Origin of the sequence: Thermoleptolyngbya oregonensis NK1-22 (genome assembly GCF_032705245.1) — a bacterium.
GTDB lineage: Bacteria > Cyanobacteriota > Cyanobacteriia > Elainellales > Elainellaceae > Thermoleptolyngbya > Thermoleptolyngbya sichuanensis.
In genome coordinates this window covers 3,556,187-3,582,378 of the sequence record NZ_CP053540.1, presented here as the reverse complement: position 1 = coordinate 3,582,378, position 26,192 = coordinate 3,556,187, and the positions used below count along the sequence as shown (strand labels likewise).

Annotated in this window: 25 protein-coding genes, 1 pseudogene and 1 riboswitch; of the genes and pseudogenes, 15 read left to right on the top strand and 11 right to left on the bottom strand. The window is 55.1% G+C overall.

Annotated elements, in window-relative coordinates:
• Positions 1–453: 453 nt before the first annotated feature.
• Positions 454–1,341, bottom strand: coding sequence for a hypothetical protein (locus HNI00_RS15195; RefSeq protein ID WP_297079991.1), 888 nt, complete (start codon positions 1,339–1,341; stop codon positions 454–456).
• A gap of 13 nt (positions 1,342–1,354) precedes the next feature.
• Positions 1,355–1,870, bottom strand: a complete 516-nt coding sequence (locus HNI00_RS15190) for a hypothetical protein (protein WP_420156216.1) — start codon at positions 1,868–1,870, stop codon at positions 1,355–1,357.
• Positions 1,871–2,331: 461 nt separating this feature from the next.
• On the opposite strand from HNI00_RS15190, the pseudogene HNI00_RS15185 reads away from it, so the two are divergent.
• Together HNI00_RS15185 and HNI00_RS15180 are read left to right on the top strand one after the other, a co-directional pair.
• Positions 2,332–3,882 (top strand): annotated as a pseudogene (locus tag HNI00_RS15185) (alpha/beta hydrolase); the annotation flags it as partial.
• Positions 3,883–4,145: 263 nt separating this feature from the next.
• Positions 4,146–4,916, top strand: a complete 771-nt coding sequence (locus tag HNI00_RS15180) for a transporter substrate-binding domain-containing protein (RefSeq protein ID WP_316787431.1) — start codon at positions 4,146–4,148, stop codon at positions 4,914–4,916.
• A 25-nt stretch (positions 4,917–4,941) separates the two neighbouring features.
• Here HNI00_RS15180 and HNI00_RS15175 read toward each other — a convergent pair whose 3' ends face one another.
• The 4 genes from HNI00_RS15175 to HNI00_RS15160 all read right to left on the bottom strand — a co-directional run bounded on the left by HNI00_RS15175 (position 4,942) and on the right by HNI00_RS15160 (position 9,706).
• The gene (locus tag HNI00_RS15175) at positions 4,942–6,828 is read right to left on the bottom strand and encodes a sensor histidine kinase (RefSeq protein WP_316787430.1); all 1,887 of its coding nucleotides are present in this window, start codon (positions 6,826–6,828) and stop codon (positions 4,942–4,944) included.
• Between the two features lie 249 nt (positions 6,829–7,077).
• A complete protein-coding gene (locus tag HNI00_RS15170; protein WP_316787429.1) occupies positions 7,078–7,962 on the bottom strand; it encodes a PhnD/SsuA/transferrin family substrate-binding protein in 885 nt (294 codons plus the stop codon).
• A gap of 233 nt (positions 7,963–8,195) precedes the next feature.
• The gene (gene sipA, locus HNI00_RS15165) at positions 8,196–8,450 is read right to left on the bottom strand and encodes a regulatory protein SipA (RefSeq protein ID WP_297083755.1); all 255 of its coding nucleotides are present in this window, start codon (positions 8,448–8,450) and stop codon (positions 8,196–8,198) included.
• Positions 8,451–8,464: 14 nt separating this feature from the next.
• Positions 8,465–9,706 carry a sirohydrochlorin chelatase gene (locus HNI00_RS15160; RefSeq protein ID WP_420156370.1) on the bottom strand — a complete coding sequence of 414 codons (1,242 nt, stop codon included), beginning with the start codon at positions 9,704–9,706 and terminating at the stop codon, positions 8,465–8,467.
• A 118-nt stretch (positions 9,707–9,824) separates the two neighbouring features.
• Positions 9,825–10,003: riboswitch (cobalamin riboswitch) on the bottom strand.
• 149 nt (positions 10,004–10,152) lie between these two features.
• Here HNI00_RS15160 and HNI00_RS15155 point away from each other — a divergent pair.
• Positions 10,153–10,992, top strand: a complete 840-nt coding sequence (locus HNI00_RS15155) for an ion transporter (RefSeq protein WP_297079985.1) — start codon at positions 10,153–10,155, stop codon at positions 10,990–10,992.
• A 113-nt stretch (positions 10,993–11,105) separates the two neighbouring features.
• The gene (gene cysC / locus HNI00_RS15150) at positions 11,106–11,666 is read left to right on the top strand and encodes an adenylyl-sulfate kinase (protein ID WP_420156215.1); all 561 of its coding nucleotides are present in this window, start codon (positions 11,106–11,108) and stop codon (positions 11,664–11,666) included.
• A 29-nt stretch (positions 11,667–11,695) separates the two neighbouring features.
• On the opposite strand, the gene HNI00_RS15145 is transcribed toward cysC, so the two are convergent.
• The 4 genes from HNI00_RS15145 to HNI00_RS15130 form a co-directional block, all read right to left on the bottom strand.
• On the bottom strand, positions 11,696–12,061 hold the full coding sequence (locus HNI00_RS15145) for a DUF1818 family protein (protein ID WP_297079984.1): 366 nt from the start codon (positions 12,059–12,061) through the stop codon (positions 11,696–11,698).
• A 221-nt stretch (positions 12,062–12,282) separates the two neighbouring features.
• The gene (locus HNI00_RS15140; protein ID WP_316787427.1) at positions 12,283–14,274 is read right to left on the bottom strand and encodes a CHAT domain-containing protein; all 1,992 of its coding nucleotides are present in this window, start codon (positions 14,272–14,274) and stop codon (positions 12,283–12,285) included.
• A 63-nt stretch (positions 14,275–14,337) separates the two neighbouring features.
• Positions 14,338–15,294: a PIN domain-containing protein gene (locus HNI00_RS15135; protein ID WP_316787426.1), complete on the bottom strand. Its 957-nt coding sequence runs from the start codon at positions 15,292–15,294 to the stop codon at positions 14,338–14,340.
• Positions 15,295–15,768: 474 nt separating this feature from the next.
• Positions 15,769–16,206, bottom strand: a complete 438-nt coding sequence (locus tag HNI00_RS15130) for a helix-turn-helix domain-containing protein (protein WP_316787425.1) — start codon at positions 16,204–16,206, stop codon at positions 15,769–15,771.
• A gap of 324 nt (positions 16,207–16,530) precedes the next feature.
• Here HNI00_RS15130 and HNI00_RS15125 point away from each other — a divergent pair, with 324 nt between their 5' ends.
• The 7 genes from HNI00_RS15125 to HNI00_RS15095 all read left to right on the top strand — a co-directional run bounded on the left by HNI00_RS15125 (position 16,531) and on the right by HNI00_RS15095 (position 21,486).
• Positions 16,531–16,809 carry a hypothetical protein gene (locus HNI00_RS15125; RefSeq protein WP_316787424.1) on the top strand — a complete coding sequence of 93 codons (279 nt, stop codon included), beginning with the start codon at positions 16,531–16,533 and terminating at the stop codon, positions 16,807–16,809.
• Positions 16,810–17,154: 345 nt separating this feature from the next.
• Entirely contained in the window at positions 17,155–17,886 is a 732-nt protein-coding gene (locus tag HNI00_RS15120) for a histidine phosphatase family protein (RefSeq protein ID WP_316787423.1), read from the top strand.
• 272 nt (positions 17,887–18,158) lie between these two features.
• Positions 18,159–19,025, top strand: coding sequence for a hypothetical protein (locus tag HNI00_RS15115; protein WP_316787422.1), 867 nt, complete (start codon positions 18,159–18,161; stop codon positions 19,023–19,025).
• A gap of 138 nt (positions 19,026–19,163) precedes the next feature.
• Complete coding sequence (gene ispF, locus HNI00_RS15110; RefSeq protein WP_172356556.1) at positions 19,164–19,643, top strand: 2-C-methyl-D-erythritol 2,4-cyclodiphosphate synthase; 480 nt, start codon at positions 19,164–19,166, stop codon at positions 19,641–19,643.
• A 68-nt stretch (positions 19,644–19,711) separates the two neighbouring features.
• Positions 19,712–20,269: an NUDIX hydrolase gene (locus HNI00_RS15105; protein ID WP_297078283.1), complete on the top strand. Its 558-nt coding sequence runs from the start codon at positions 19,712–19,714 to the stop codon at positions 20,267–20,269.
• A 187-nt stretch (positions 20,270–20,456) separates the two neighbouring features.
• Positions 20,457–20,840 (top strand): RidA family protein, encoded by a 384-nt coding sequence (locus HNI00_RS15100; RefSeq protein WP_316787421.1) that lies wholly within the window; start codon positions 20,457–20,459, stop codon positions 20,838–20,840.
• 349 nt (positions 20,841–21,189) lie between these two features.
• Complete coding sequence (locus HNI00_RS15095; protein ID WP_316787420.1) at positions 21,190–21,486, top strand: hypothetical protein; 297 nt, start codon at positions 21,190–21,192, stop codon at positions 21,484–21,486.
• Between the two features lie 496 nt (positions 21,487–21,982).
• Here HNI00_RS15095 and HNI00_RS15090 read toward each other — a convergent pair whose 3' ends face one another.
• The gene (locus HNI00_RS15090) at positions 21,983–22,879 is read right to left on the bottom strand and encodes an AraC family transcriptional regulator (protein ID WP_316787419.1); all 897 of its coding nucleotides are present in this window, start codon (positions 22,877–22,879) and stop codon (positions 21,983–21,985) included.
• 411 nt (positions 22,880–23,290) lie between these two features.
• Between HNI00_RS15090 and HNI00_RS15085 the strand changes: the two genes are divergently transcribed.
• Genes HNI00_RS15085 through HNI00_RS15075 form a run of 4 tightly spaced genes read left to right on the top strand, consistent with a single transcriptional unit; the run spans position 23,291 to position 26,186 of the window.
• Positions 23,291–24,064 carry a class I SAM-dependent methyltransferase gene (locus tag HNI00_RS15085; RefSeq protein ID WP_316787418.1) on the top strand — a complete coding sequence of 258 codons (774 nt, stop codon included), beginning with the start codon at positions 23,291–23,293 and terminating at the stop codon, positions 24,062–24,064.
• Positions 24,065–24,079: 15 nt separating this feature from the next.
• The gene (locus tag HNI00_RS15080; protein ID WP_316787417.1) at positions 24,080–24,745 is read left to right on the top strand and encodes a DUF6331 family protein; all 666 of its coding nucleotides are present in this window, start codon (positions 24,080–24,082) and stop codon (positions 24,743–24,745) included.
• Positions 24,742–25,245: a YdcF family protein gene (locus HNI00_RS22185; RefSeq protein ID WP_420156214.1), complete on the top strand. Its 504-nt coding sequence runs from the start codon at positions 24,742–24,744 to the stop codon at positions 25,243–25,245. Before HNI00_RS15080 ends, HNI00_RS22185 begins: the two co-directional genes overlap by 4 nt.
• A 26-nt stretch (positions 25,246–25,271) precedes the next feature.
• A complete protein-coding gene (locus HNI00_RS15075; RefSeq protein ID WP_316787416.1) occupies positions 25,272–26,186 on the top strand; it encodes a YwqG family protein in 915 nt (304 codons plus the stop codon).
• Positions 26,187–26,192: the final 6 nt, after the last annotated feature.

Here is a 26,192-nt window from a genome sequence, read left to right as displayed (position 1 = left end):
ACCACAAATGGGAAATCGACAAGTCTTTAGGCTAGCAGGAGGGAAGGGATGGATGGAACCAAAGAGAGGGCTTGATGAGGGATAGAAGCAGTGGGCCAGTGGAGATGGAACGAAATGCGCGATCGCCCTCTGCCGCCCCTGCAATACGAAGCGACCCCTCAGCACGACCAGAACACCCTTAGGAGGGGGTGTGGGGGACGCTTCGTCCCCTGCAAAAGGGGGTTTGGGGGATAATCCCCCAAGGCTGTTGGCTCGGCAAGCCCCTGCAATCTTGAAAAGGGAAAAGAGACGCTGAAAAGATTAAAGGCACTGAGCATAAAAAAGCGCTGCTGCGAGCAAACTCGAAACAGCGCCGATGGGTTTCTGTATGTGGGAGATAGTATGTGGAGATAGAGGGCGATCGCCCGCCCCCCAAACCTTTCTGGTTAAATCTCCGCCACTAAATCTCCGCCACTAAATCTCCGCAACGGCCCGCTCAATCAGGCGACGAGCCAGCGTTTGCGTGCCCGTGTGGGAGTAGTATTTCACCGCAATATCCAAAAACGCGCCCAGATAGTCGAGCTTATCCTTCGACACATCCGCCACCTGCACCAGCCGATCCACAATCCCTTCCTGGGTTAGACCGTTTTGAGTCACCAAATCACCCATCCAGCCCTTCACCGACTCAAAGCTCTGGCCAATAAAATTCAGTTTCTCTTCTGAGTTTCCACCCGGAATCAGTTCATTCACACCCTTAAAGGTCTGGTTTTGCTCCAGTTCCTTCGGCGAGAGTCCGTTGATATAGGTTCCTACCTTCTGGATAAAGTTGGGCCCCAGCGGCACCAGCCCATCAAACGACACCAGCGCCGCCATCCGCAGCAGCGCCTCGCCGCCATAGTCACCCAGCGCCGCCAAAAAGTCGCCCAGGCTGTCACCCGGAATGCCGTTGATCTGGCAAAAGGCGACCACCTCCGTCACCAGCTTCACGGCCAAGTCAATGCTCTGTGCCTGTTCTGGCTTGGGCGCGAGGTGCTTGAGCAGTCCTAAAAAGGAAATATCCTGCCCAACGCGATTCGCCAGCGCCGCCGCCCCCAGCGCACTGGAGGCACTGTCCACCGTGTTGTAAAGCCACAGCGCCTTTTGATAGCCCTGCGACTTGTCGTTATAAAGCTGGACAGCCCGTTCACCAATCGCCTGAATCATGGCGGGATCGGTTTCCATCGTCACTGCTTTGATCGTGTTATCAAAGCCGACCAGGTTTTCCCAGTGACCCGGCACCACAAAGTCCAGAGATTTGAGGGCGCGGACGGTCAACCCGGTGGTGGGCAGATCATCCACGATTTCATAAATCGGTTTACTCATGGTCAGCGCTCCATTACTTCAGCTTGGATAGGCCAATCAGGTCAAATTTTTGAATCCAGGCGCGGCGATTTTCTTTGGTGAATTCTGGATCGCGGCTGAGGGCCTTGACCTGATAGCGATCTGCCACGAGGATGCCAGTCTGGGTGTTGCCAATTTCCAAAACGGGATAGCCCGCCAGTTTTTCGGTGGCGCTGTCATACTTTTTGGCGGCAGTCGGCAGGCTAATGGTGTCAGAAATCGACAGCAGCGCCACGTCCTTTGCGTCTTTCTTCAGCTTGGCTTCTGAAAACCCTTTTTTCTCTTGAGAAAAGACAACGGTATAGCCCTGACCAGAACTCGGGAAGAATTTGTTAAAGCTGCTGCCTTGTTCGGCATCTTTGGCAACGGCTCTGGCTCCACGCTGGGTAGATTCTTTCTGCGCTTGGGCATAGGGCGAGTTGTCTACTTTGCTACAGGCCGTAGCGCCAGACAACAGCAGAACAGATAGCAATAAAGCAGCCAGTGCCTTACGCCAATTAAAACGGATCATCCTACTCTCCTTTGCAACACGGTTGAAAGTGGCTGGGTCTTACAGGCGATCGCCGCTGGGGTGCGAGGTAGACAGGTTGTGAACCTTGTCTAGCGTGGGGTTAAACCAGAATCCAGAAAGGAGCCGTCTGGTCAAGCCACAACTCGTCTAAAACACCCTGTTCTGAGGCTTTTTGCGGCGTTCAGGACATAGCATACCGTTTGTGGTTCCCTTTTCTCTGTATCTATTCCGAACGCTTGGTTAGGTTTTGTAAATCTCTGGGGTTTGCGGCGGGCGATTTTTCTTTGCATTCTTCTTTGCAGGGAAAGGCAGGAAACCGGGTGTGATACGCTCTGGATTGCATAGAATTTCGCAAAAAATCCCACGAAAACGCTCTCGGCAGCGTGCGGATAAATCGTGCGGAATCTCACCAGCAGCATTTCAGCGGCATCTCAGCTTCTCAAGGGTTTAGCAGCAGGGCTATGGCACACCACACCAGTCTGGGGCAGGCGGCACAGTTCAGCACGGGGCAGCGGAGATGGCGACCCCGGAACCTTCTCCAGACCAAGCTATTGCCCTTGGCCTGCGGGCTGACGCTGGGCCTATCGACCTGGTTTGCCCGCCCCGCCCACAGCGCCGAGCGCGTCATTGTCAACCTGGGTAATTTTGAAATTTCCCTGGCGGTGGACGACCTGGAAACCTACGCCACCACGGGCGAGGTGCGGGGCGGGCTGAAGCTCTATTCGCGGTTTTTGGGCGAAACGGGCATGGCGGAACTGCGCCAGTTTCTCCAGCGGCGGTTTGACGTTGATCCGGTCGTGATTTCCCAGTTGCTCTATTCCTCTTTGGGCGAGGAAACCCTGCGGCGACTGGGGGCAGTCGTGCGAACCGACACGCGACAAAACGGCTTTTCCGCGATTCGGGCAGCGGCGATTTTGGCGGCGAGTGAGCCGGAGGGACTGTCTATCATCGGCTGGCTGCGGCAGTATCCGTCCTACAGCATCCGCCTGAATGCCCAGCAGTTGCTCGAACTGCGGCAGCAGTTTTCCACCCAGATCGACTATCGAGATGCCGTGGTGCGGGCAATTAACGAAGCAGCAGAAAAAGAGGCGGCCGCGTCGCCCCTGCCCGCAATCACCGGATTGCCCGATCCGGGGGAGTTGGGTCCCTACCGCGTCATTTCGCGCACGCTGGAGTTTAGCCGCGATCGCCGCACCCTCTTGGGCGATCGCATCCCTCGTCCGTTTCGCGTGCTGCTGCGGCTGCCCGACGGGTTGACCCAGCCCGCGCCCGTCGTCGTCATTTCCCACGGGCTGGGGTCTACGCCCGAAGCCTTTGCCTACCTGGGCGACCACTTCGCGTCCCACGGCTTTGTCGCCATTCTGCCGCAGCATATCGGCAGCGACGAGAGCCGCCGCACCAGCGCCCTAGCAGGTGTGCTGACCAGCCCCGTGACACCTGTGGAATTTGTCGATCGCCCGCTGGATATCAGCTACGTGCTGGATACCCTGGGCGAACTGGCAGACACCGACCCAGGACTGGCTGGACGCATGGACTTGCAGCGAGTCGCTGTGCTGGGACATTCCTTTGGCGGCTACACGGCGCTGGCGCTGGCGGGCGCAAGCTTGAACACGGGCGACCTGTTTCAGCAGGAATGTGCCCGGCCCCAAGCGCGACTGGATGTGTCGCTCGTGCTGCAATGTGCGGCCAGCCGCCTGCCACCCTATACCTACACGCTGCGCGACCCGCGAGTCCAGGCGGCGATCGCCGTTAGTCCGCTGACCCATCCCGTCTTTGGGCCCGAAGGGCTGGGGCAAATCCAAGTGCCCGTGATGATGATGAGCGGCAGCAACGATTTCATCGCCTCAGCGGTGCAGCAGCAGATTCATCCCTTCCTCTGGCTCAACACGCCGGCAAAGTACCTGGCCATCATGGTGCCCAGTAGCCACACCTTTGCCGACAACACGCCCTCTTCTGGGGCGACGCTAGACACTGTGAGCCTGCTGCTCTCTGGGCCGTCGCCGCGCCTGGGGCAGGAGTATGTGCGCGAGATGAGCCTGGCCTTTTTGCAGCGGCATTTGAACAACCAGCCCGCCTATGAGGTGTTTCTGAGCGCCGCCTATGCCAAGTCGATCAGCGAGGAGCCGCTGGACTTGCGACTGGTGCGATCGCTCTCCCAAGAGCAACTGGAACAAGCCTTTGGCAGACGGCCGCCGATTCCCTTTGTGCCGGAGGTGACGACCCGCTCACCGGGCGATCGCCCTGGGTCGGTGCTGCGGGCGATCGCCCTGGGTCGGTGCTGCGGGCGATCGCCGAATCGGGGGTGCTGCGGGCCGCCGTACAGCCCGGTTCGCCGCCCTTCGGCACGGCCAACCCCGCAGGGAACCTGTCGGGCTATTGCGTCGATTTACTCAACGGCCTCACCCAGCAACTCCAGGCGCAACTGGGCCGCCCGATCCGCCTCGACCTCAGCGCCGCCGAAGTGTCGAACCGCTTTAGCCTGGTGCAAGCGGGCACCGTACAAATCGAGTGTGGGCCCAACACGCTGCGATCCGATATTGAGGGAGTGCTGTTTTCTGCGCCCTTTTTCCTGACGGGGGTACAGCTTTTGGCCGCGGCCGACACCGCCGAACAGTTCAACGCGCTGGGCACGCTAACCGGAGCCAGGATCGGGGTTCTGCGCGACACGGTGACCGAGCAGGTGATTCGGCAGCGCTATCCAGCGGCGCAAATTGTGACACTGCGGGGCGATACGGCTCGTACAGCAGGGTTCCAGGCGCTGCGGAGTGGCGCGATTGATCTGTTTGCGGGCGACGGCGTGCTGCTGCTGGGCGAGGCACTGCAAACCAGCAGTTCCCTGGCCGGGGCAGGCTACACGCTGCTGCCACCAGAGCCGCTGTCCTGCGACCCCTATGGAATGCTGCTGCCTGCTACCGACTCCACCTGGCGCAACACGGTGAACCAGTTCCTCACCAGTCAGGCGGCGCGGCAGGCGGGCGATCGCTGGTTTACCCAAGATTTGCGACCCTACCTGTTCCTGACGCTCGATCGCTGCGTTGCAGAGTAGCGTTTGCCAGACTTTATCTCCGTCCTCATGCCGACACTAGCGCCGTGTGCCGCACCGGAATCCGAATCACAAAGGTCGTGCCCTGACCCGGCGTAGACTTGCAGTACATCTCCCCCTTGTGCTTATCCACCACAATTTGATAGCTAATCGATAAGCCCAGCCCTGTGCCTTTGCCAACGGGTTTGGTCGTGAAGAAAGGATCAAATAGGCGCGATCGCACGGACTCTGGAATACCCGTTCCATTATCTGAAATCAGGATTGTTGCCCAATCTGGATCGCTCAATTGAGTTTTGATCTGGATAACGTTCGGATGTTCAGAAATCTCTTGAAAAGATCGCGTTTGATTGGCTTCCTCTAGCGCATCAATTGAATTAGTGATCAGGTTCATAAACACCTGATTAAGCTGCCCTGGATAACATTCCACCATCGGCAAATCCCCATACTCCTTAATCACCTGGATCTCTGGACGCTCTGCCTTGGATTTGAGGCGATGCTGTAAAATCAGCAGCGTATTGTCAATCCCTTCATGGATATCTGCTGGCTTAAATTCAGCTTCATTTAGGCGCGAGAAATTGCGAAGCGACAGCACGATTTCGCGAATGCGGCCGGTGCCAATTCGCATCGATTTCAGAATTTTCTGCAAATCTTCTGCCAAAAACGCTAGATCAATTTCTTCCAGCGTCTCTTGCAGCGCTGCCGGGGGGTCGGGGATGACTTTCTCGTAGGCCTGGACTAATCTGATCAGGTCTTGGGTGTAGGTATTCAGATGTTCTAAGTTGCCGTGAATAAAGTTCACTGGGTTATTGATTTCATGGGCAACGCCCGCAACTAGTTGACCCAGGCTAGACATTTTTTCACTTTGCACCATTTGGGTTTGGGTGCGATGCAATTCTTCCAACAGTTGCTTAAGATGATCGTTCTTTTCCTGAAGTTCTTGTGTGCGGAGGAGGACCTTTTGCTCAAGGGATTGGCTATAGGCTTCTAGCTTTTCATTGGCGGCTTGCTGTTGCTGCAAAAGCTGATTGACAAAGGCAATCAGTTGATTAAAAGATTGGGCGAGGCTGCCGATTTCATCATTGCTGGAAACCGAGGCTTGCAGGTCAAATTTTGCGTTCTGAATGGACTGCTGAGCAACATCAGTGAGTACCTGAACCGGACGGGCGATCGCCCGACTAGTGATAATGCCCAGGACAATGGCGATCGCTGTGGACAGCACAATGCCTGCCACAATCGCATGAAACCGAAATGCATCCGCCTGATCGAGATGCTGATAGGCTAGAGTTTTCTGATTTTCCGCGACCCGCTGTACCTGCACTAGCCGCTCCGACAGCTTTTCAAAGCGAAGCCGCATCCGAACGGCCTCTGCGTCTGTCAGGCTTGCTAAGATCAGTTGCTGGGCAGGGTCAGCCGTCTCCCGTGTTAGTTCCTGCGGGTTAATCCGTTTCCACAGTGCAGCAATATGCTGTCGGTAGCCCTCAATGGTGGAATCGTAGCTTTGGACTAGTGTTTCTAACGTTTCTACATCCAGATTTTCCTGGGAAGTGTCCAGGTTAATAAACGAGTCTAATTCTGCCAGCAGGGCCTTAGCCTGATTAAAATCATTCGTAAACTTACTCATCTCATACTGAAACCAGATTGGCTCTTGCAGCACCACCAGCAAGCGTTGGGGATGGGATTGGAGAGATAGCGATAGCAGTGACAGCTTATTCAACGTGTTTTGCTGAGTCTCAGCGACCTCCAGGGCTGCTTGCGCCTTTTGCTGTGAATGACTGCCTATCGCTAACCCCAGCAACGCCCCCAGCGCAGCAATACTAATCGCTACGCCATAGCCATAGCCAATCTTCTTGGAAATACTTTGGCGAGAATCCAGCCAAGCATCCACACCCGCACCTATCTTTGTAATAAAAGCCATGCTGATAAGCATCCAATCTTAAAACAATCAAGAGCCAATACATCCCAAATCGCGCATACTAAAGACGCTCAACTTCTTTGACAGAAAGGGTTCCGCCATCACCAACCCATCCAACGAAAAGCTCTGACGAAAAATTCTGACTATTCTGACTGTTCTGACTATTTAGGACTACCTACTTAGGGAAGCAAAACCATTAGTGACCTAAAACAGTTGAAGAATTAGAAATAGAGAATCAGAGAAGCAAAACAATTAGAGGAATTTGTCCTGTCCAATAGCGCGATAGGCTTCTCGAATCATGTCGTAGTCCGCATCATTTGCTACGGAGAACTGACTGTCTTCTGGAAAGCGGACCGCCAAACTTTCCACCGAGCGAATTCCCTGAAGCAGTTTGTTTTGTCCCCGCAGCATACGAGCCTGAATCTCTGCTCCGACCGCCGAGCTAAACGCGCTACTTAAAACAAACACATCACCAGGCAGCAGTTCACCTCGCGCCACGATTGGATAGTCTTGCTCAGAGGCATTCAGCGCTTTTAGCGCAGCTCTATATCGAGGATTTCCACTGACTAAGGCATCCACTTTCCCAAGCCGTAGCGATTGCAGGTCATTTTCCCCAGTCATGACCGCTTTGTAATCTACTTGAGGCATTAGCCCCGCATCCAGCAGCATTTTCGTTCCAGCCAGATGGGAGGCTGTGGAGCCAACTTTCCACATATCAACGGTTTTTCCCTTCAGATCCGCCAAGGATTGAATCCCACTATCGGCACGAACCACCAGAACGGCGTAATAGTTGGAGCGAATCAAGCTGACCAGTGGTGTGGCTTGAGTGCGGGCATGGATAGTGACATATTCAGATGGGCCGGCCCAAACCAAATCCAGTTGATTGGTTTGCAATGCAGAGGCGGCCGTGAGCAAATCATCCATAGGAAAAAACTCAACGGAAGTTTCTAAAACGTCTTCCAAAGCCGCCCGAAACGGATCGTACTTTTCCTTTAATTCATCGATTCCCTGAACATCCGTAATTGCGAATCTAATTTTCTCAGGTAACTTGACAGTGGATACCCGCGAAGCCGTGGAGGTTGCACTACAGCCAGCAATAAAGAGACTGGAATACCACAGGAAATTGCGTCGTTTCATGGCATTTTGGGGACTATGCTAGATTGGCGGAACTCGGCTTAGAGTTCCCAGCCAACATAAAAAGTCACCAAAACATAAATAAGGTTTACTAAACTTATTTAATCTTATGCTTTGTTAGGACTTACGCAGCTAGACGATTTCTCGCGGGCAGCGCTCGCGAGAAATCGTTCAAAATCCAGAAAACTTATCGCAAGTGCGTAAGGTCTGCTGATTTTGGAAAGCCACAGGTATCGTTACAGACTTCCTGATTCCACGACTTTTTCGAGATACTGGCTTTCTAGCAAAAACGCGCCGCGCCCAAACCGAACGCCCCAATAGCCACCGGGGCGGCGATCTAGCACAATGCCTTCTTCTCCAACCTTAATCAGGTCGGGTGGACGCAACATGGGCATGGGTTCTGCGGTTTTGAGGTAGGCTGGCAGGGCGATCGCCCGCACCCGATCGCCCACCTGAAACACCTTCTCCTCCGTTCCATCCAGTTCTGCCATTGCTTCACCCTCGTTCAGGGAACTTGCCAGATTTTTTCATGATACTGGCTCGGTTCCGCATAGGGATCGATCATTTCGCCATGATGATGATGCCCATGCGTATGGCTGTGGGGATGCCCGTGGGCGTGGCTGGGTTCATGGTCATGCGTGTGGTCATGCGTGTGGTCATGCGTGTGATCCTGCGGATGGCTGTGTCTATGTGCATGATCTTGAGCATGATTTTGGGCATGATCTTGAGCATGATCTTGGGCATGTTCATGCGCGTGCCCGTGATCGTGCCCATGATCGTGCCTATAATTGTGTCCATGCGCGTGTGCATGTCCGCGATCGTGCCCGTGTGCATGGTCATGCCCGTGGACTGCGCCATTGCCGACAGCCGCCAGACGAAACTTGCACATTTCGCAATTCATCTGCACCTGCCCAAGCTGCGTTTCGATTTCGCGATCGCGCAATACAGAAAACAGCGTCCTGTGTAGACCCATCTCTGGCAGGCAGACCATCGAGATATCGGGAAACTGGGCCTGCTGTTGGGCAGTGATCATGGCAATTTTCTTGACCAGCACGCCCGTAAACAAAAAGTAGGGCAGCACGATAATCCGCCTGGGCTGATACAGACGGGCGCGGCGGAAGCCCTCTTCTAGCCGGGGATGGGTAATGCCGATAAAGCAGGTTTCGACGGTGTGATAGCCGCTGCCTTCCCAGAGAATTCGCGCCATTTTATACACGTCGCCGTTGGCATCGGGATCGCTAGCCCCGCGCCCCACAAACAGCAGCACTGTGTCTTCCCGCGCAATGCCCTGGGGGTTCCACTGCGGCTGGTCGAGTTCTGCGAGGCGCGATCGCCACAGATCCAAAATTCCTGGCGTAATGCCAAAATGCCGCCCATAGTGAAACGTGACTTGGGGATGGCGCTGGCGGGCGCGATCCAGTTCATTGGTCACGTCGAACTTGTTGTGTCGCGCCGCAAACAGCAGCACAGGCAGCACCGACAGATCGGTATAGCCCTTGGCAACGCACTCGTCTACGCCCTGCTGAATCGACGGCTCCGTCAGTTCCAAAAAGCAGGGCACGACTGGACGCGAGAGATCCAACGCCTGATACGCCGCTGCAAAATCTAGCAAGCCCTGGCGACCATCGGCATCGCGGCTGCCGTGGCCCACCAGCAGCACCGGACGCTGCATCGGTAGCGGGGGAAGATCGATCTGGGGCGAATTTCCGAGGGCGATCGCCCCCTGCTCTGGCTCCAGAGGATACATCAGCGGCTGCGCTAGCGGCTCAGAGTTTGCAGCAATGGGTAAATTGGACTTTGAAGAAACGGGGTCAATAGAAAGGGTCATAAAAATCAAAACTCCGTTCCCGTGCGACGCGGGAGCTAGAGTGAAAAAGCAGCAGGCTGGCGTTCTGGCTGGGGAGCTTTGGATGATTTGGATGAATTGGTGTCTATCCAACGAAACACGCTCAAGCTCCCATCACAGTTGCGGCACAGCGCCGGACTCTCACCGGACTTTCCCACCCTGCGGCTGTTCACATGTGCCTAGCCATCTTACCCCAGGCGGGGAGTCGTGGAATGGGGGAGAGGGGGATTGGGATGTGTCCCAGGTCGGGGATGAGGTGATAATAGGAGGATCGCGGGATCGCGTCCTTCCCCGGATTGCGTTTTCAATTGCGTTTTTTTCAATGCGTTTTCAATTGCGTTTTCCCAATGTCCTTTCGCAAGCGCATCGCCTTTTACCTCGAAGATATCGACACGCCTACCGGAAAGGCGCTCAACCTGCTGATTACCGGGCTGGTGCTGCTGTCGGTGGCGATTTTTGTCGCGCAGACCTATCCGCTGTCGGAGGAGTGGCGGACGGTTTTGGGGGCGCTGGATCTGGCGCTGCTGCTGCTGTTTTCGCTGGAATATTTGCTGCGGCTGTGGTGTGCGGAAGATCGACTCAAGTTTGTGTTCAGCCTCTTTGGGCTGATTGATTTGATGGCGATTTTGCCATTTTTCTTGGGCGCAGTGGATATTCGGTTTATCCGCATTTTCCGCTGGTTTCGGATTTTGCGGCTGGCGCGATTTTTTGAAGGGCGAACGGTGTTTGGCTATGTCACGACGGAAGACAGCGCCATCGTTGCCCGCATTTTGTTCACGCTGTTTTCTATCGTGTTTGTCTATTCTGGGCTGATCTATCAGGTCGAACATCCGGTCAACCCGGAGCAATTCAACACGTTTTTTGACGCGATTTATTTCTCGATTTCGACCATTTCAACGGCGGGCTTGGGGGATGTGGTGCCGATTACCGATGGTGGGCGATCGCTCACCATTTTGATGCTGTTGACCGGAATTTTGTTTATTCCCTGGCAGTTGGGCGATTTGATCAAGCAGTTGGTTAAAACGGGCACTCGTGTCGCCGTGCAATGCTCAAATTGCGACCTGTCGGTGCATGACCCGGATGCCTTGTTTTGCAAAAACTGTGGGACGCGGCTGCCTGCAAAGCCAGCGTTTTTTCCGGGAGAGAGTGATACAAATCCAACCCAAGTGGAGAACGTGATCAAGTAGACTAGGGGGCAGTTTTATTTCTGGTTTTCCAGAGCGTTCTTGGTTTGCGCCCGTCGGTGTCCCCAAGAGCGTGCAGGTTCTTGTGCTAGTTCTATCGTGAGGAGCAAAAAGCAATGCAGCAGCGAGGGGTCACAGTTTGGTTTACCGGGCTGAGCGGCGCGGGCAAGACGACGATTCGCATGGCGGTGGAAAAGGAATTGCGCGATCGCGGCTTGGCGGTAGAGGTGCTGGACGGCGACATCGTGCGCCAGCATCTCACCAAGGGGCTAGGCTTTAGCAAAGAAGACCGGGACGAAAACATCCGCCGCATTGGGTTTGTGGCGCACCTGCTCAGCCGCAATGGCGTGATTGTGCTGGTGTCGGCGATTTCGCCCTATCGGGATGTGCGCGACGAAATGCGCGATCGCATCGGAGATTTCGTGGAAGTGTATGTCAACGCGCCGCTCAGCGTGTGCGAAGAGCGCGACGTGAAGGGCCTCTACAAAAAAGCACGGGCGGGCGAAATCAAGCAGTTCACAGGCATCGACGACCCCTACGAAGCGCCGCTGAATCCGGAGGTGGAATGCCGCACCGATCAAGAAACCCTAGAAGAGAGCGCCGCCAAGGTGCTGAATTTCCTGAAGCAGCAGGGATATCTGACTGGGCAGCCCGCGGCCTCGCTCAAACAGCAGTAAGGGGGCTAAGCAAGGGGACAGAAAGGGGACTAGAAAACCCTGAGCGACTGCGCTGCCTGAATGAGTCCTGGTACGGCCGCTGCGTCCCATCCCATCTCGGCACGGCGGCCCGTCAGCAGGATCATCCGCAGACTGTAGGACTGGGGAAACCCTTCGACCTCCAGCCAGAGGCGATCGCTCTCCAGTTCACAGGCAATCCGCTCCTCTTCCATGAGTTCTGCCGCCATCTGGCTCATGGTTTCCGCCAGTTGCCCCGCCAGCCGACAAAAATCCTCCAGTTCCGCTGCGGTTAGCTCCAGCGCCCAGTCGTCGCCGCCAACGAGTCCAACAAATTCGGGCGCGTCTTCGTCCCAGCCAATTTGCCAGCCAGGGCCGCGTTTGAGGGTGCGAGGCATTGGGAGTGATATTGATTTTGGATTGACGATTTTGGATTTTGGATTGGCGATTGAATGGCAGCCAAGAATCTGCGGGGCTTCTCGCAATTTCGTTTGTAGCTCCGCTTGTATCAAGCCTCAAGCGTGCTGTCGGAATCGATGGGATGGGATGACGCAAGAAGAGGATAGGACTTGACGTGACCGATCTCTGGATCGCATCACCCCTTTGCATTTCATGCCGCTTATTCCGCTACTCTAATGGGCTGAACCACCAGAATATTTGTGCCGTCCAGCCGCCCCATCACGCGCACGGGCGTATCCACGGGCAGGTGTAGCTGTCGCCAAGGCAAATCTAGGCACGCTTTCCAGCGAATCCCTTCGTGCATGACCCAGCCCGTATAGCCGGGATAAATGGCTTCTTTTACAACGCCCTGGTCGCTGACGGGGCCCACGCCCAGTACGTCGGTGATGGGCAAAACCTCTTCTGGCAGCCAGGTGAGCGGGGCAGGCGTTGCCTCAATACCAGGAGCAGGCTTGGCTTCGGCGGAACTGGGGTCAGGGGTGGGGGCGCTATATTCGGGGCTGGTGCGCTCTGGCGCAGTCGGCGCAGTCGGTACAGTCGGCGCAGGTGGCATAGGTCGTACAGTCGGCGCGGTCGCAGTCGGCACAGCAGCAGGTGTAGGAACCGCCGCTGGCTGGGGCGAGGGCGCAGGGAATGGAGCAGCAGGCGGCGTGGGTTGGTCGGGCTGGGCTGCGGGTTGGCTCAGGTTTTGCATGGCGGTGGTTGATGGCGGTAGAGCATCCAAATGGGTAGAACTCGGAGTTCTCCATTCAGAATTCCCAGGAGTGGAACCCGGAATAGAAGCATCCCATAAAGTTTCCTCTGGGGAAATCTGTCGAGGATGGGAGAAAGCCTCGGCAAGGGGGAGGAGATGGGTTTCGGGCGGGGCCACGGCGAGGGGCGATCGCCCCCCAGGAGACGCTTGTACGGGTTCTCGGAAGGGATGCTCCTGTTCTCTATATCGCCCCTCTCGCGCCGGATTATGCTGGGGAGACGGGCTGGGCAGCGCGGCTTCGGCTGGGTTCCCAAACCGCTGCCCCGACCAGGCGGCTTGCAGCCCCATCCCTGGCTCGCCCAGCAACTCTGCCCAACTCGGCGGCATCTCGGCCCGGTTTTGAAAAATCACGGGCAGCCAACTGGCGCAGGGAAAATCGCGCTCCAGTTCTGCTAGACGCTGGCGGGCCTCCCGCACTGACAGATACAGCGGAGTGCCGCGAGAAAAGGCGCTGAGGAAGTATTTCAGAAATTCTTGGGCGATGCGATCTGGCACGGGTTCGCGCATAACGATGAGCTGGGGAATATGAAGCTGTCGCAGATCTTGCGCCAGGCCCAGCCCGTTGCAGGAGTTCAAAATTGCCAGCTTCAGGCCGCGCTGCACGGCTTTGTCGAGGCTGGCCCGAAAGTCGGCGATCGCCAAACTGTCGGTCTGATTGATAAAAATCCGCCCGCGATCGCCCCCCTGTGCGCCTGCACCCTCAACGCTTTCGCTATGCCCAGCGAAAAAGAGAATGTCCCAGGTTTGCTCAAATAGGCGATCGCTGATCTCTTGGCGCGACGGTTCTACCAGAAACCTCACCTCCGCCTGGGGCAGGCGTTCCAGCAAAGCGCGATCGGTGGCGACATCGATTCCGGCGCTGTTTCCTAAAATTGCCAAAATTCGCACCCGACCGCTGGGCGGCACAGCCAGCACCGGACGAGTGCGCTGGGCAGCAGGCGAGCTAAAGGCCAGTTCAGTATTGGGGTAGCGCTCAAAAAAGTCCCACAAGTGCCAGGGCAACTGCGCCAGCAGCGGATCGCGGGTGTGAATCAGCACGCGCACAGTGTCGTTGCGCTTGAGTTCGCAGAGCAAATCCTCTTTGATGGGGCGAAATTCCCTTGCGGCCAGCCAGTTCGACATTGCCCGCTGGAGATAGCTGGCCGCCGTGTGGCAGGCTTGGATGCACGACCAGACCGAACTGGTATAAGACACCTGTTTGGGGCGCAGGCGCGTCGGCACGGGCAACTGGCGATAGCAATACCGCCAGTAGTTGAAGTATTCCAGCAGGTGGGGCTGGGGCGGCAGCCGACCGGACGACTCTAGCTCCGGCTGCTTGCCGTCTTCGCCCACTTCCAGACCCACCTGCACGCCCGATGCCAGATCGCCGTCTAGTCTCAGCAGAACGAGTTTCGTCATGGCTATGCCTCCGGGGTAGGCGTAGGGGTTGGGGGTTGGGGGCTAAGGGGAGTTCGGAAAGGCTCAAATCAGGAAGGTTTCGACGTGGCGATCGCCCCCCAAGCTAATCACCACATCAAACGCCTCACCCGTCTGTCCCTCGAACTGGAGCGTGGCTCGACCGCTGCGGCTGGGCTGGGCCACCATCGACTCCTGGCCCTGCTGATCGACCACCCACAGTTGCAAGCCTGCGGGCAGATCGCCGCCATCACGGGCCGCGCAGATGACCGACAAATCAAACACGTCGGGCTGCTGCGTTGGGCAGATTTGCACAATCAGCGCCACCCACTCCAGCCGTCGGTCAAAATGGCGCACCTCGACGAATTTGCCACGGGCGACGGGCCGCGGGCCGCCAGCGGATGAAGGGGCGGCATAGGGCGATGCGTCGCGGCAAATCGTGCCCAGATGTCCCTGATCCCAAATGTCTGTCAGCGGCAGCCAGGACGCATCGAACTGTCCATTGCGCCAGCTCGCCAGATGCGTGATCGAGCGGGCGGGGAGGGGGAAGGAATGGTGAGACGGGGGCTGGAGCGATCGCCGCAGGTGATATTCCAGCACATCGCGCGGCGACAGCACGGGAATGCCCGCGCCCTCAAACTGTTCTGGGCGATGGGTGATCAGCCCGTCCATGCGATAGTGCAAGGCACAGGCGATTTCCTCTGCCGAGTCGTATTCAAAGGGCTGGCTATTAGCCCGCAGCCAGATATTGGCATCGCTCCGGCACACCGTTAGCATCCGCATCAGCACCTCTGCAAGAGTCAGCGCATGGCGAGCATCGCGCTGGTTCATAATGATGCAGAGCCGCTGATAGCCCAGTTCGGTGATGCAGCCGTGGATCTGCCGCTGCTGCAAGCATTGCCACAGAAAGCTGGCATAGTCGGCGCTGATGCTCGGACGGCTCAAAATCAGATCCACCAACAAATCTGCGTCTAGCATGTAGCACCGGGTACAGAGCGATTGGGGGGAGCGATTAGAAACCATGAAACTCTCTCCTGAGCGTGACGTGAGTAGCGGTGCAGACTCCTCAAGGGGTTTGGTGAGGGGGCTTATCTGAAGGGGCTTATCTAAAGACTCAGCCTGATGACTCAGCCTTATGATTTGGCGTTGGCCCCAGCCCCAAAACTCCTCCTGAAGACAGAGCAAACCGGGCGCGAGGGTCGGTCATCATCCACAAGGCGGCCGTTGCGCTAAACCGTCAGAACCAGGACGCGGGCAGTGCGATCGCCCGTTTAGCCGTGTGGACTCCCTCGACAAAGCGCAATTGATGGCGGGATTGATGGCGGGATTGATGACGAGATTGATATTGAAAAACGATATCTTTGACTCGAATGGGTTGATGATAGCATTATTTGCTTGTGTTCTGGGGCGGTTGACACAGCCGTTGAATTATTTGCTGAACTAGCTGAACTAAATGAACTTTTTGGACGGGCTGAGAATCTGGCTGGGGCACGGCCGCTAGCCGATGGAGCGGGGCTGCTGCTGCGTCGCCTCTGGAGCAGGCTCAGGAGCCGGACTGCCCATGAGTCGCTGTGCGTCGCTGAGGGATAGCGCATTGGGTTCTGCGAGTGGGGCAGGAGGGAGGGGGGCGATCGCCTCGGTTTCTGCGGCGGGGGGATGGGTCGGCGCAGGTGGTCGCATCAGGACTTGCGCCTCCTCCAGCGACAGCAGCGGCGCAGCAGTCGTCGCCGGGTCTTCGATCAGGTCTTTGAGATTGCAGTTCAGCGCATCGCACAGCCGGATCAGCTTGACAATCCAATCCAGGCCGCCGCGACCGCGTTCCCAGTTGGCAATGGTGGTTTCTGTTACACCGACTCGCTGCGAAAGCTGAAGCTGAGTGAGGCCAGCCGCTTTGCGAAGTTCCGCAATGCGAGAGCGGGGTTCTGGGGTGTGCATTCAGTCCTCCCAATCTAATGGTTCTAGAGGCTCAGCCTAACACAATTTTAGGTAATCCAAATTGTGTATTAAATATTGTATAAGATAATAAGCCTAAGATTGTCACCCTGCAAATTCTTAGGCTAAGCTATTTATAGTTTCCACCAATCGGCTTTGGGAGCAGCAGACTGGCAGGCAACTAACCGATCGCTAGACCGATCGCTAGAAATCACTAGAGCTAGAAATCACTAGAGATCGCTAGACCGATTGCTGAATCGCTCAATCACTCGATTGCCAAAATTTTCTGCAATTTTCTGCCAAATTTTTCGGGGGGAACTGAAAATCATGCTGATTTTGCCAGACGACCACAACGACGATTTCCGCAGCGACTATCGCCGCCTAGTCAAGCTTTCCGACCGGGAAGCCTTTGACCCCAACACGGGCGATCGCTATCGCATCGAACACCAAGACCCGGCGGGCGGCCCTGGCGGCGGCTTCATTCTGGCGATTTTGCTGGGAGTGCTGCTGTGGCTGGTGGTGAATACGGGCGGGGTCCAAACGCCTCGACCGCAGCCCACGCCCGAACGGATTTACCCAATCCAGCCGATGCGGCCGATTGGATAATCCGGCGGCCCCTCTCCGAACGGCGGGTTGCGTGAGCGAGTCCGCGCAGCCCGCCCCCTCTTGCCCAACGATTCCAAACAGCCTTTACAATCCAAAACAGCTAGGACTTACGCGAATAGACCCAAAATCCAGAACACTTATCGCAAGCGCAAGGTGCAACTTTGCCAATTCCCCCTCACTCTAAATTCCTCTCCCAGAGCGGGAAAGGGACTTCAAGCCTCTCTTGCTCCCCTTCTCCCAATTCGAGAGAAGGGGTTGGGGGATGAGGGCAGATTAAAAGCTGTGCGTCGCGTTCTCGCAAGTGCGTAGGTTCTGACAGTTTCCTTTTCTCTTGCAGGCAGGCCAATGGCTCAGGGCGAGGATTTCAGCCAGGATCGACTTAAGCTCCTCTTCATTCGCCATGCCGAGTCGGTGGGCAATGTGGAGCGGCGGATGCAAGGCCATGCCGACTATGAGCTAACGGCACGCGGCCGGCAGCAGGCACGGCAACTGGCAGAACGCCTGTGGGCAAAGGGACAGCCGCCCTCGAAGGTCTACAGCAGCCCCCTCAAGCGGGCAGCGCAAACGGCAGAAATTTTGCTGGCTCAGAGAACGAGCGAACCAGTTCCGCATCCAATTTCTATTCCGACGATTGAACCGACGATTGAATACGCTGAGGAACTGCTGGAATTTCAAAACGGCATTTTCAAAGGGCTGACCTGGGACGAGGCGCAGGAGCGATATCCCGAACTCTGCGCTGATCTGGAAGCTTCGCCCGACTGGATTCCCGCACCAGGAGCCGAAACCCTGCAAGATGGGCGCGATCGCGCTGAGCGGTTTATCCAGCGGGTCTTGGCGACGCATCGCAACGGCGAGACGCTGTGGATCGTCACCCATAGCTGGATCTTGCAGCATCTCATTGCGGCGATGCTAGGGAGCGATCGCACTTGGCATTGCTCTACAAAAAATACGGCTGTGTTCGAGTTTTGGCTAGAGCGATCGCGCTGGACACTCCCCTCCAACAATCCCAACCGCTGGAACAGCGACCTCTGGCATATTCGTCGATTTAACGACACCAGCCATTTGCGAGAGTTATAGCTGCCCAGCAAACCCAGCAGACTGCCCAAAAACAGGTCGAAAACAGTAGGACTGACGCAGTTGGACGATTTCTCGCGGGCTGCGCCCGCGAGAAATCGTCCGAAACCCAGCAAACTTGCCGCAAGTGCGTAAGTCCTAAACAGGTCGAAAACAGGTCAAAATTGGGCGCTGTTTATCCTTTGCGATAAATTTCTCAGGATGCGCTAATCTTACGCTAGTCTTAAGAATCACTAAAATCACTGGAAACGCCATCAGGCTGCTGCCAAGCGATTATGGTAGACCCCATCGACGATATCGAGCGTCAGGCACGCCAAGGAAGCGTGTCGGCGATTATTCAGGTGCTAAACGAACGGCTGGCGGATGCTGGCGTGCGGACTCGGGCGGTGCTGGACCACGGCGTGCTTCAGCTTTTGTGCGAGGCGGAGACGCTGGAACAGTTGGAACAGCAGTCGCTCGTTGAAGATGTCCGCTATATCTTGGAGCGGCTCAGCCCCAATGGCATTCGTCGTGTCAATATCAACAGCCGTATTGTGCGAGAGCAGCAGCTTCTCTGGCTTGAGGATATCCAGCGCGACCCCAAAAAACAACTCCTCTGGTCGCAAGAAATTACCCTGCCCCAGCCCAACCCGCTCCAGCGCATGGTCGAAGACTGGCGCTATAACCGAATGCTCGACATTGCCAAACCTGCGGCCCAATCCCCCACCGAGGCACGCGCCAAGAAACAGTTTTGGCGGGGCATTCTGATTGGCGGGCTGAGCCTGGGGGTGCTGGCGCTGCTGGTGGGCTGGGCCCTGGCCGACTGGCTGGGCATTTCTCTTCCCAAACCAATGGAGCAGGTCGTCGCGCCGGCCTCGCCAGTGGAGTCGTCCCCGTCTCCTGCGCCTGCCCCCACGCCTGATCCCTTTGTCCAGGCGGTGCGGCTGGCAGAGGCGGCCGTGCGCGATGGGCAAACGGCGCAAACCTCGGCCGACTGGCTAGACCTGGCCAGCCGATGGCAGCGAGCCTCCGATCTCATGGCCCAAGTTCCTGCCACCGACAGCCGCTATACCACTGCCCAAAACCGCGTCGTGCTTTACCGGGAAAACAGCAGCGCCGCACTGCAACAGGCGGATCGACTGCGGCAAGGCGGCGGCAATTAGCCTGCAACCGGGCGCTGGGCGATCGCCCGCTTTCGAGCAAGGCCTAGCGTGAGAGAGCATCTTTTCTGCAACTTTTCTGCAACACACTTTCCACGAAACTCTTTCCACGAAACTCTTTCCACGAAATTCTGAAACTCTATGGCGATTCGGATTGGGAACGGCTACGACATTCATCGACTGGTGGGCGATCGCCCCCTCATCTTGGGCGGCGTTAAGATAGACCATGAACTGGGGCTGCTGGGCCACAGCGATGCCGACGTGCTAACCCACGCCATCATGGACGCGATGCTGGGAGCGCTCAGCCTGGGCGATATTGGGCACTATTTTCCACCCACCGACCCGCAGTGGGCCGGAGCCGATAGCCTGAAGCTGCTGGAACAAGTCCACGCGCTAATTCAGTCACAAGGTTGGCAGATCGGAAATATCGATTCTGTCATCGTGGCAGAACGGCCCAAACTGAAGCCGCATATTAAAACGATGCGCGATCGCCTCGCCACCACCCTCCAACTCGCCCCGGATCAAATTGGCATCAAAGCCACCACCAACGAAAAGCTGGGCCCCGTCGGACGAGAAGAAGGGATCGCGGCCTACGCAGTGGCGCTGCTGATGCGAGCATGATGGAATCCTCCAAACCGTCTCCTGTCACCCCCTCACCCCAAAATCTCGTTACCTACCCTTTCCAGACCATGGCCCACGAACCTCCCCAGCGCCTCAAGCAAAAGCTCCTCTTTCAGGGACGCAAGTTCAACTTTGAGGTGAGCCGCCTGCGCCTGCCAAACGGAGCCGAGGGCGATTGGGAGTGTGTGCGGCATCCGGGCGGGGCCGTGGCCGTGCCCATGACGGCAGAAGGCAAGCTGGTGCTGGTGCGGCAATATCGCTTTGCAGCATCGCGGCGACTGCTGGAGTTTCCCGCAGGCACGATTGAGAAAGACGAAGACCCGCTGACCACTGCCCAGCGCGAAATCCAGGAAGAGACAGGCTACAAAGCCAGCCAGTGGCACAAACTGGGGCAGTTTTTCCTGGCTCCGGGCTATTCCGACGAGATTATCTATACCTACCTGGCGACGGAGTTGGAGAAGCTAGACACGCCGCCGGGATTGGATGAAGATGAGGATCTGGAAACCCTCTTGTTGACCCCGCAGGAGCTAGAGCAAGCCATCCTAGACGGGGAAGCGGTGGATTCCAAGTCGATTTCCAGCCTGCTGCTGTTGCGCTCCTACTTACAGGCCCGGCAGTTGGGCTGAGGTTGATTTTGGATTTTAGATTGGCAATTTTAGATTGGCTTTTAGATGGCGAGTCTAGGAGGCTGCAAGGCTTCTCGTGATTTCATTTGGAGCGCCATTTGAAAGACTTGAATATAAGCGCCTCGTTCATGACCAGGGCGTGGCTCTGTCCAGATTTCTGCAACCTAAAACCTGATTTCTCTTCATCATGAGTCGCCGCCTGATTTCCTCCGGTTCCTTTTTTGAACGTGAAGTCGCCTATTCTCGCGTTGTGGTGGAGGGCGATTGGGCGTTTGTGTCGGGCACCACAGGCTACGACTATCGCACCATGACGATTGCAGACGACGTAGTAGAGCAGGCAGAGCAAACCCTGAAAAATATCAGCACCGCCCTAGACGAAGCCGGATTTTCCCTGGCAGATGTGGTGCGCGTTCGCTATATCGTGCCCAACCGAGAAGACTTTGAACCCTGCTGGCCCGTGCTGCGAAAATACTTCGGAGAGATCCGCCCCGCTTCGACGATGATCGTGGCGGGATTAGCCGATTTGAACATGCGAATAGAAATCGAAGTGACGGCCTATCGCCCTTCCTGACCTGTGATTAGGGAACTTGGGGATGCGGTGTGCTGTGTTGTGGAAGGAGAAGACGTGGGGTGGCTGGCACAGGACAATTGACGGGGGCGATCGCATCCAGTACAATCGTCCATCAAGCTGTAATTCGATTCCTATCAGTGCAGCTTGCCTTTCCCCCGAAATTTTGGTCGTTTAGTCACCTACGGCATTGGCAGGTGTTCGCTGCACCTACCAACGCCTGACCCCTCGACAGCGCGTGCCTGTCTCAGGGCTGCGTCCATTGTAGGCCGCCCTGTCCCAGCGCATCACGTCCGTGGGCGGCCAACATTTCGGGGTTTCCTACCCACTCGTTTCCTGGAGGAAACCCCAAATGCTGAAAATTCAATACACCTGGTCGTCCCCAATCTCGGAGGCGACCCAGTTTTCGCTACCCCCGCTCACCTGCGAACTACCCCACCGTCGTCGCCTGCGCCACTGCATCATCGGCCTCCCCGAAGACGCACAGATGGCGATTGACCGTCTGCACCTGCTCCGCTACGCCGAACGCTTCGAGTGGACGAACGCCCTGGATTTCCCACCCCACGGCATCGTCCTCGACGGTCGCCCCGGCGAAGTGCTGCGCTACCTGCACCGCGACATCCGCAGCAACCCTGGCGCAACCGAGTAAGAACAGATAAGAGCGATTTTGGGTTTTGGATTTTAGCAGGGCATCCCTTCAATCCAAAATCCAAAATCCCCACTCCAAAATCCACAATCTCTCAGCCTCGCTTGTCTAAAGCCTTTGTGAACCCATCTGCCTAACTCCCCAAAACAGGGGTATTATGCAGACAACTGTCAGCCTATTTCCCCAATTTGGGATCTTAGACAGACAATCGTCAGCCTATTTCCCCGATTTGGGATCTTAGACAGACGGCTGTCAGCCTAATTCCCCTCCTGGGGGTAGATAGGCAGACGGAATCAGTCTAATTAGTAGTTAGCTGGCTCCACTTAAAGTCTTTGAGATTGCTTTAAGAACACATTGTGTACTCTACTTGTCTATACCATCAGGTTGGGTTATTTATTTAATTTTAATGGAGTTTCAATCGCATAAAAACTGAGCAAGCGGGATCAGCGATGTCGAGACCGCACGCAAGCACGTAGTTAAATTTCGATTGGAACGTTTACTAGGGTAAAATAGCTTTGCGGTAAGCTGTTGGTGTTACTCCAACAGTTTGCTGAAACTGGCGAGTAAAGTGGCTAGGACTGATAAACCCACATTGCAACCCTACTTCTAAAATGCTCAAGTGGGGTTGCTGAAGTAATATTTTTGCCCTTTCAATGCGCTGCTGGCGAACATACTGAAATGGGGCGATTCCCATTGTTTGTCGAAACAGGCGGCAGAAGTAGTACTGACTCATCCCAGCAATGTTGGCTAAATCTTGCAAGCTAATAGAGTGTTGCAGATGGGCATCGATGTATTCCAACACAGGGATTAGTCTGTATCGAGGTATGCCGCCGGTATAAACCAGCAACCGAGGTGGCCGCGTTACGTACTGCTTGAACAAATGAACGATCAAAGCAGTGGCGAGAGAATCTCCATAGATAGGCCCGATGGGATGACCAGACTCTGTATCGGACTTGAGTAGGTGTAAAATCTGGCTGATGAAGGCATCGCCATCGTGCAACCAGCAAAAGTTGAGTTCGAGGCGATCGCACCCCACCGCCTCATGGGCCACTGTCCCCAATAAAGAAGGGTCTAACGCCAGCACAATCGCCTGCGATCGACTCTGCCAGCGCGAGGCATAAGGTACGCTAGCCGGAATGATGGAGAGAGTACCTCTAGGAGCCATTTCTGAACGATGGCGACCGTCAATCCACCGTTCTCCGTGCCACGGGCCAAGCAGCACGCCGATGTGATGGTGGGAGGCACAACATTCGGGGAACTCCCAGGGAGGAGCGTCATGGTGTTCCAACACTAACCCCCGCCAGTGCCCTTGACTGAGCAGCAACGGCGGGGATGGTAATAGTTTGTCGTACTCAAGCCCTCGATGATAATCGAGCAAGGCAGGCGACTTCGGCATGATGGATAGCTTAGAGGTGCAAATAACTTTCTCAAATATACGCAATGTGTAACTTTGCCGATCCCCCTCACCCTAAATCCCTCTCCCAGAGCGGGAGAGGGATTTCATCGAGCCTCTCTTGCTCCCCTTCTCCCAGTTTGGGAGAAGGGGTTGGGGGATGAGGGCAGATTAAAAGTTGCACATCGCATAAATATTCTATTTTCCACCATGCTCTTCAACCGTTTTGTCAAAGACAAAAGGCAACTGAAGACAAGTTTGAGCAAGCCTTGGCAAGACAACGCGAAAGGTAGTAGTTAGGATAGAGAAGCTGTTGGGAATCGATAGCAGTGGCTGGCTGAATTGCTCTATACCAGCAAGCAACTCTGCCAGACAACAAAGACATCGACCAGGGAGTTGTGACATTGAGGTGCCATGACTGAACCGTTTCCGTTTTATCAGGGGTATGACCGCTATCGTGCTCGATATCCCAAGGCCGCGATCGCACAGATTCTTTCCAGTGTAACCGCCAATCCTATCGTTGCTGCTGACATTGGTGCTGGGACAGGCATTGGCTCCCGGCAACTGGCAGACCAGGGGGTGCAGGTGATTGCGGTGGAACCGGGGGCTGAGATGCGGAATGGTGCAGTTCCCTATGATGGTGTGAACTTTGTGGAAGGGATTGCTGAGCAGGTGCCGCTGGAAACGGCATCGGTCGATTTAGTCACCGCCTTCCAGGCGTTTCACTGGTTTGATTTTGCCCAAAGCCTGAAGGAATTCCACCGCATCCTCAAGCCTGATGGCCGTTTGGCTCTGGTCTGGAACTTCTGGAACCAGCAGGATACGGTTTCTCATGCCTACACCAAAAGCCTCTACCAGGCATCCAAACCGGCAGATAAGTATTTGAAACCAGCCGAAAAGCTCTCCCTTAAGGGCGGATTTAATACCCTCCGCTACCAGCTATTCTGGTATGGCGTTTACTTACCCTACTTTAAGAATCTGCGGCGTTACATCTTCACCTTTGAGCAGTTTCTAGATCTGGAGGGTCTGATTGGACTGGCTCGTAGTCAGGGGTCTACGCCACAATCGGGGGTGGAGTTGGCCAGGCTGGAGGCAAAGCTTGCGGAGTTATACGATCGCTACGCTACTTCCCAGGGCCAAGTGCGCCTACGCTACGAAACCCACCTTTATCTGGCTCATAAGAACTGATGTCGAGGCAGGTAGATGATGGAAGAAATCACGATTCCCGAACCGCTCTGGTCACTGCTGCGCTGCTGCGAGGTGAACTGTGTAGCTGCCTGCTGCGGTCTAGATGCCTTTGACTTCAGCCCCGCACATGTCCAGAAATGGATGGATCAAACCGATGCTCAAACCCTAAACCAAGCGCGTGACCAATTGCAGGTTTTAGTCCACTACATGGTTGACAAAACCTGTACCTATTCCTCTGAGCAACTCAACTTTTGGGGCGACTATTCCACCTGGAAACGTTTATTCAACCAATGGGAGACTTTAATGATGCCGTTAGATCAAGCCATTCCTATCCTGCTTTCACGGGATATTCCTAGAAGTGTTGACTTCTATCAAAAGCTAGGGTTTGAGAGTCGTTATCCAGTCAATACAACTACCGATTACGTCATTCTATGCCGGGGTTCACTAGAAATTCATCTCTCTTTCTTTCCAGACATTGTGCCTTCAGAGTCGCATCTGGCCTGCTATTTACGAGTTGCCCAAGTGGATGAATTATTTCAAGCATTTCAAGCCTTAAAACTACCTGCGGCAGGCATTCCTCGCCTCGGTTCCTTAGAAGACAAATCCTGGGGAATGCGGGAATTTTACATCGTTGATCCGGATGGAAACTTACTAAAAATAGGGCAGGTGATTGCAGAGTGAAAGCCATCCTAATTGTTCTGGGGAATCCTCCCAATCCCGATGGCAGCGTGAGTCGAATCCTTCAATCCAGGTTAGATTTGGCGATCGCGCTCTATCACACAGGTAAGGTTCACAAACTGATTCTGACCGGAGGTGCTGTTTACAATCAACATATAGAAGCAAAAATCATGGAAAAATATTGTCTGGAACAAGGAGTTAAGGCAATCGATATATATGTCGAATGTTTATCAAGAAATACTTACGAAAATGCACTATATTCTGCACCTATAGTTCATTCTAACAGTCAACATCCAGTCATCGTGATCACTTCTCATTTTCATCGACTCCGAACAACAATCATCTTTCAGCATTACTTTAAACACTTTCAGATTTTGACTCCTCCATTGATATGGACTGACTTTATCAGAACTTTGCATCTTTATCTTTGGGAAATCTATTTGACAACAAAGTTACTGGCTCTAGGTGATGACAGACTGGCGAGAAAGTCCATTTCTCCTTAAACAACTTAGGATCAGCATTCAGGGAAATGACAAACTATCGACTAGAGGATTTAGGCTGTGGTGAAGCGCTCCGTGCAATCCTGCGGGAAGAGATTTCAGACGCAGAAATTGCAGCGATTGAATCTACCATCCGGCCCTTCGTTGCTATCGAAGCTACGGTTTCTGGAAGCAATTCACCCCTACCCTGGGAAAGCCGATTTGGTGGAAGACCTTATCTTCCCACAGGAACTGACTATCCTCACATTGACGGCAAACCAGCACCCTTGCTAGCCCAGATCAATTTCGCCGAGGTGCCTCCACTAGACGGGTTCCCCACGTCAGGAATCTTGCAGTTTTATGTGGTGGATAAGCCAATCTGGGAATGGAACCATTCCTGGTTTGCTACAGCAGACCGGGCATCCATGTCCTATGGAGAACTCATGGAACTGGCAGGAGCAAAAGTTCTCTTTTTCCCAGACCCTATCCTCTTGGTTGAAGCGGTGACCACTGACTTCAGGTTTCTCCCCTCGTTTGAGCATTCGCTCGTACCGGAGAGACTTGATCTCCGCTTTCAAATCAAACTTGCACCAATGGATGCAGGCGGTTTAAACACCTGGGTCGAAACATTGAGAGAAAGCGAATTCTTTGCTGAAAACTATGACTATGCGCTTAGAGAACTTAGCGATCGCACTAGCAATGATGCGTTGCTAGAAGAAGCCGCACACCTTCTGTATGGTGATGGACACCGTTTGGGTGGCTATCCTGCCTTTAGCCAATCTGATCCTCGCGCCCAACTGTTTCCGCTAGCTTTTGGTGAAAGCTTTCCGCCCTATGATTTGCTGTTCCGGATGGTGGGTCAACCGGGAGTGAATCTACATGATTCAATTCTTTATTTCTTGATTCCACCTGCTGATTTGCAAAGCAGAAATTTTTCTAACGTTCTGTTTTATAGCGATCGCTAGTGAACT

Excerpts from the sequence above, each read along its gene's own strand:
- HNI00_RS15195 (WP_297079991.1), bottom strand. The coding sequence starts at position 1,341 with ATGAGTAAACCGATTTATGAAATCGTGGATGATCTGCCCACCACCGGG.
- HNI00_RS15190 (WP_420156216.1), bottom strand. The coding sequence starts at position 1,870 with ATGATCCGTTTTAATTGGCGTAAGGCACTGGCTGCTTTATTGCTATCT.
- HNI00_RS15175 (WP_316787430.1), bottom strand. The coding sequence starts at position 6,828 with ATGGCTTTTATTACAAAGATAGGTGCGGGTGTGGATGCTTGGCTGGAT.
- HNI00_RS15170 (WP_316787429.1), bottom strand. The coding sequence starts at position 7,962 with ATGAAACGACGCAATTTCCTGTGGTATTCCAGTCTCTTTATTGCTGGC.
- sipA (WP_297083755.1), bottom strand. The coding sequence starts at position 8,450 with ATGGCAGAACTGGATGGAACGGAGGAGAAGGTGTTTCAGGTGGGCGAT.
- HNI00_RS15160 (WP_420156370.1), bottom strand. The coding sequence starts at position 9,706 with ATGTATCCTCTGGAGCCAGAGCAGGGGGCGATCGCCCTCGGAAATTCG.
- HNI00_RS15155 (WP_297079985.1), top strand. The coding sequence starts at position 10,153 with ATGTCCTTTCGCAAGCGCATCGCCTTTTACCTCGAAGATATCGACACG.
- cysC (WP_420156215.1), top strand. The coding sequence starts at position 11,106 with ATGCAGCAGCGAGGGGTCACAGTTTGGTTTACCGGGCTGAGCGGCGCG.
- HNI00_RS15145 (WP_297079984.1), bottom strand. The coding sequence starts at position 12,061 with ATGCCTCGCACCCTCAAACGCGGCCCTGGCTGGCAAATTGGCTGGGAC.
- HNI00_RS15140 (WP_316787427.1), bottom strand. The coding sequence starts at position 14,274 with ATGACGAAACTCGTTCTGCTGAGACTAGACGGCGATCTGGCATCGGGC.
- HNI00_RS15135 (WP_316787426.1), bottom strand. The coding sequence starts at position 15,294 with ATGGTTTCTAATCGCTCCCCCCAATCGCTCTGTACCCGGTGCTACATG.
- HNI00_RS15130 (WP_316787425.1), bottom strand. The coding sequence starts at position 16,206 with ATGCACACCCCAGAACCCCGCTCTCGCATTGCGGAACTTCGCAAAGCG.
- HNI00_RS15125 (WP_316787424.1), top strand. The coding sequence starts at position 16,531 with ATGCTGATTTTGCCAGACGACCACAACGACGATTTCCGCAGCGACTAT.
- HNI00_RS15120 (WP_316787423.1), top strand. The coding sequence starts at position 17,155 with ATGGCTCAGGGCGAGGATTTCAGCCAGGATCGACTTAAGCTCCTCTTC.
- HNI00_RS15115 (WP_316787422.1), top strand. The coding sequence starts at position 18,159 with ATGGTAGACCCCATCGACGATATCGAGCGTCAGGCACGCCAAGGAAGC.
- ispF (WP_172356556.1), top strand. The coding sequence starts at position 19,164 with ATGGCGATTCGGATTGGGAACGGCTACGACATTCATCGACTGGTGGGC.
- HNI00_RS15105 (WP_297078283.1), top strand. The coding sequence starts at position 19,712 with ATGGCCCACGAACCTCCCCAGCGCCTCAAGCAAAAGCTCCTCTTTCAG.
- HNI00_RS15100 (WP_316787421.1), top strand. The coding sequence starts at position 20,457 with ATGAGTCGCCGCCTGATTTCCTCCGGTTCCTTTTTTGAACGTGAAGTC.
- HNI00_RS15095 (WP_316787420.1), top strand. The coding sequence starts at position 21,190 with ATGCTGAAAATTCAATACACCTGGTCGTCCCCAATCTCGGAGGCGACC.
- HNI00_RS15090 (WP_316787419.1), bottom strand. The coding sequence starts at position 22,879 with ATGCCGAAGTCGCCTGCCTTGCTCGATTATCATCGAGGGCTTGAGTAC.
- HNI00_RS15085 (WP_316787418.1), top strand. The coding sequence starts at position 23,291 with ATGACTGAACCGTTTCCGTTTTATCAGGGGTATGACCGCTATCGTGCT.
- HNI00_RS15080 (WP_316787417.1), top strand. The coding sequence starts at position 24,080 with ATGATGGAAGAAATCACGATTCCCGAACCGCTCTGGTCACTGCTGCGC.
- HNI00_RS15075 (WP_316787416.1), top strand. The coding sequence starts at position 25,272 with ATGACAAACTATCGACTAGAGGATTTAGGCTGTGGTGAAGCGCTCCGT.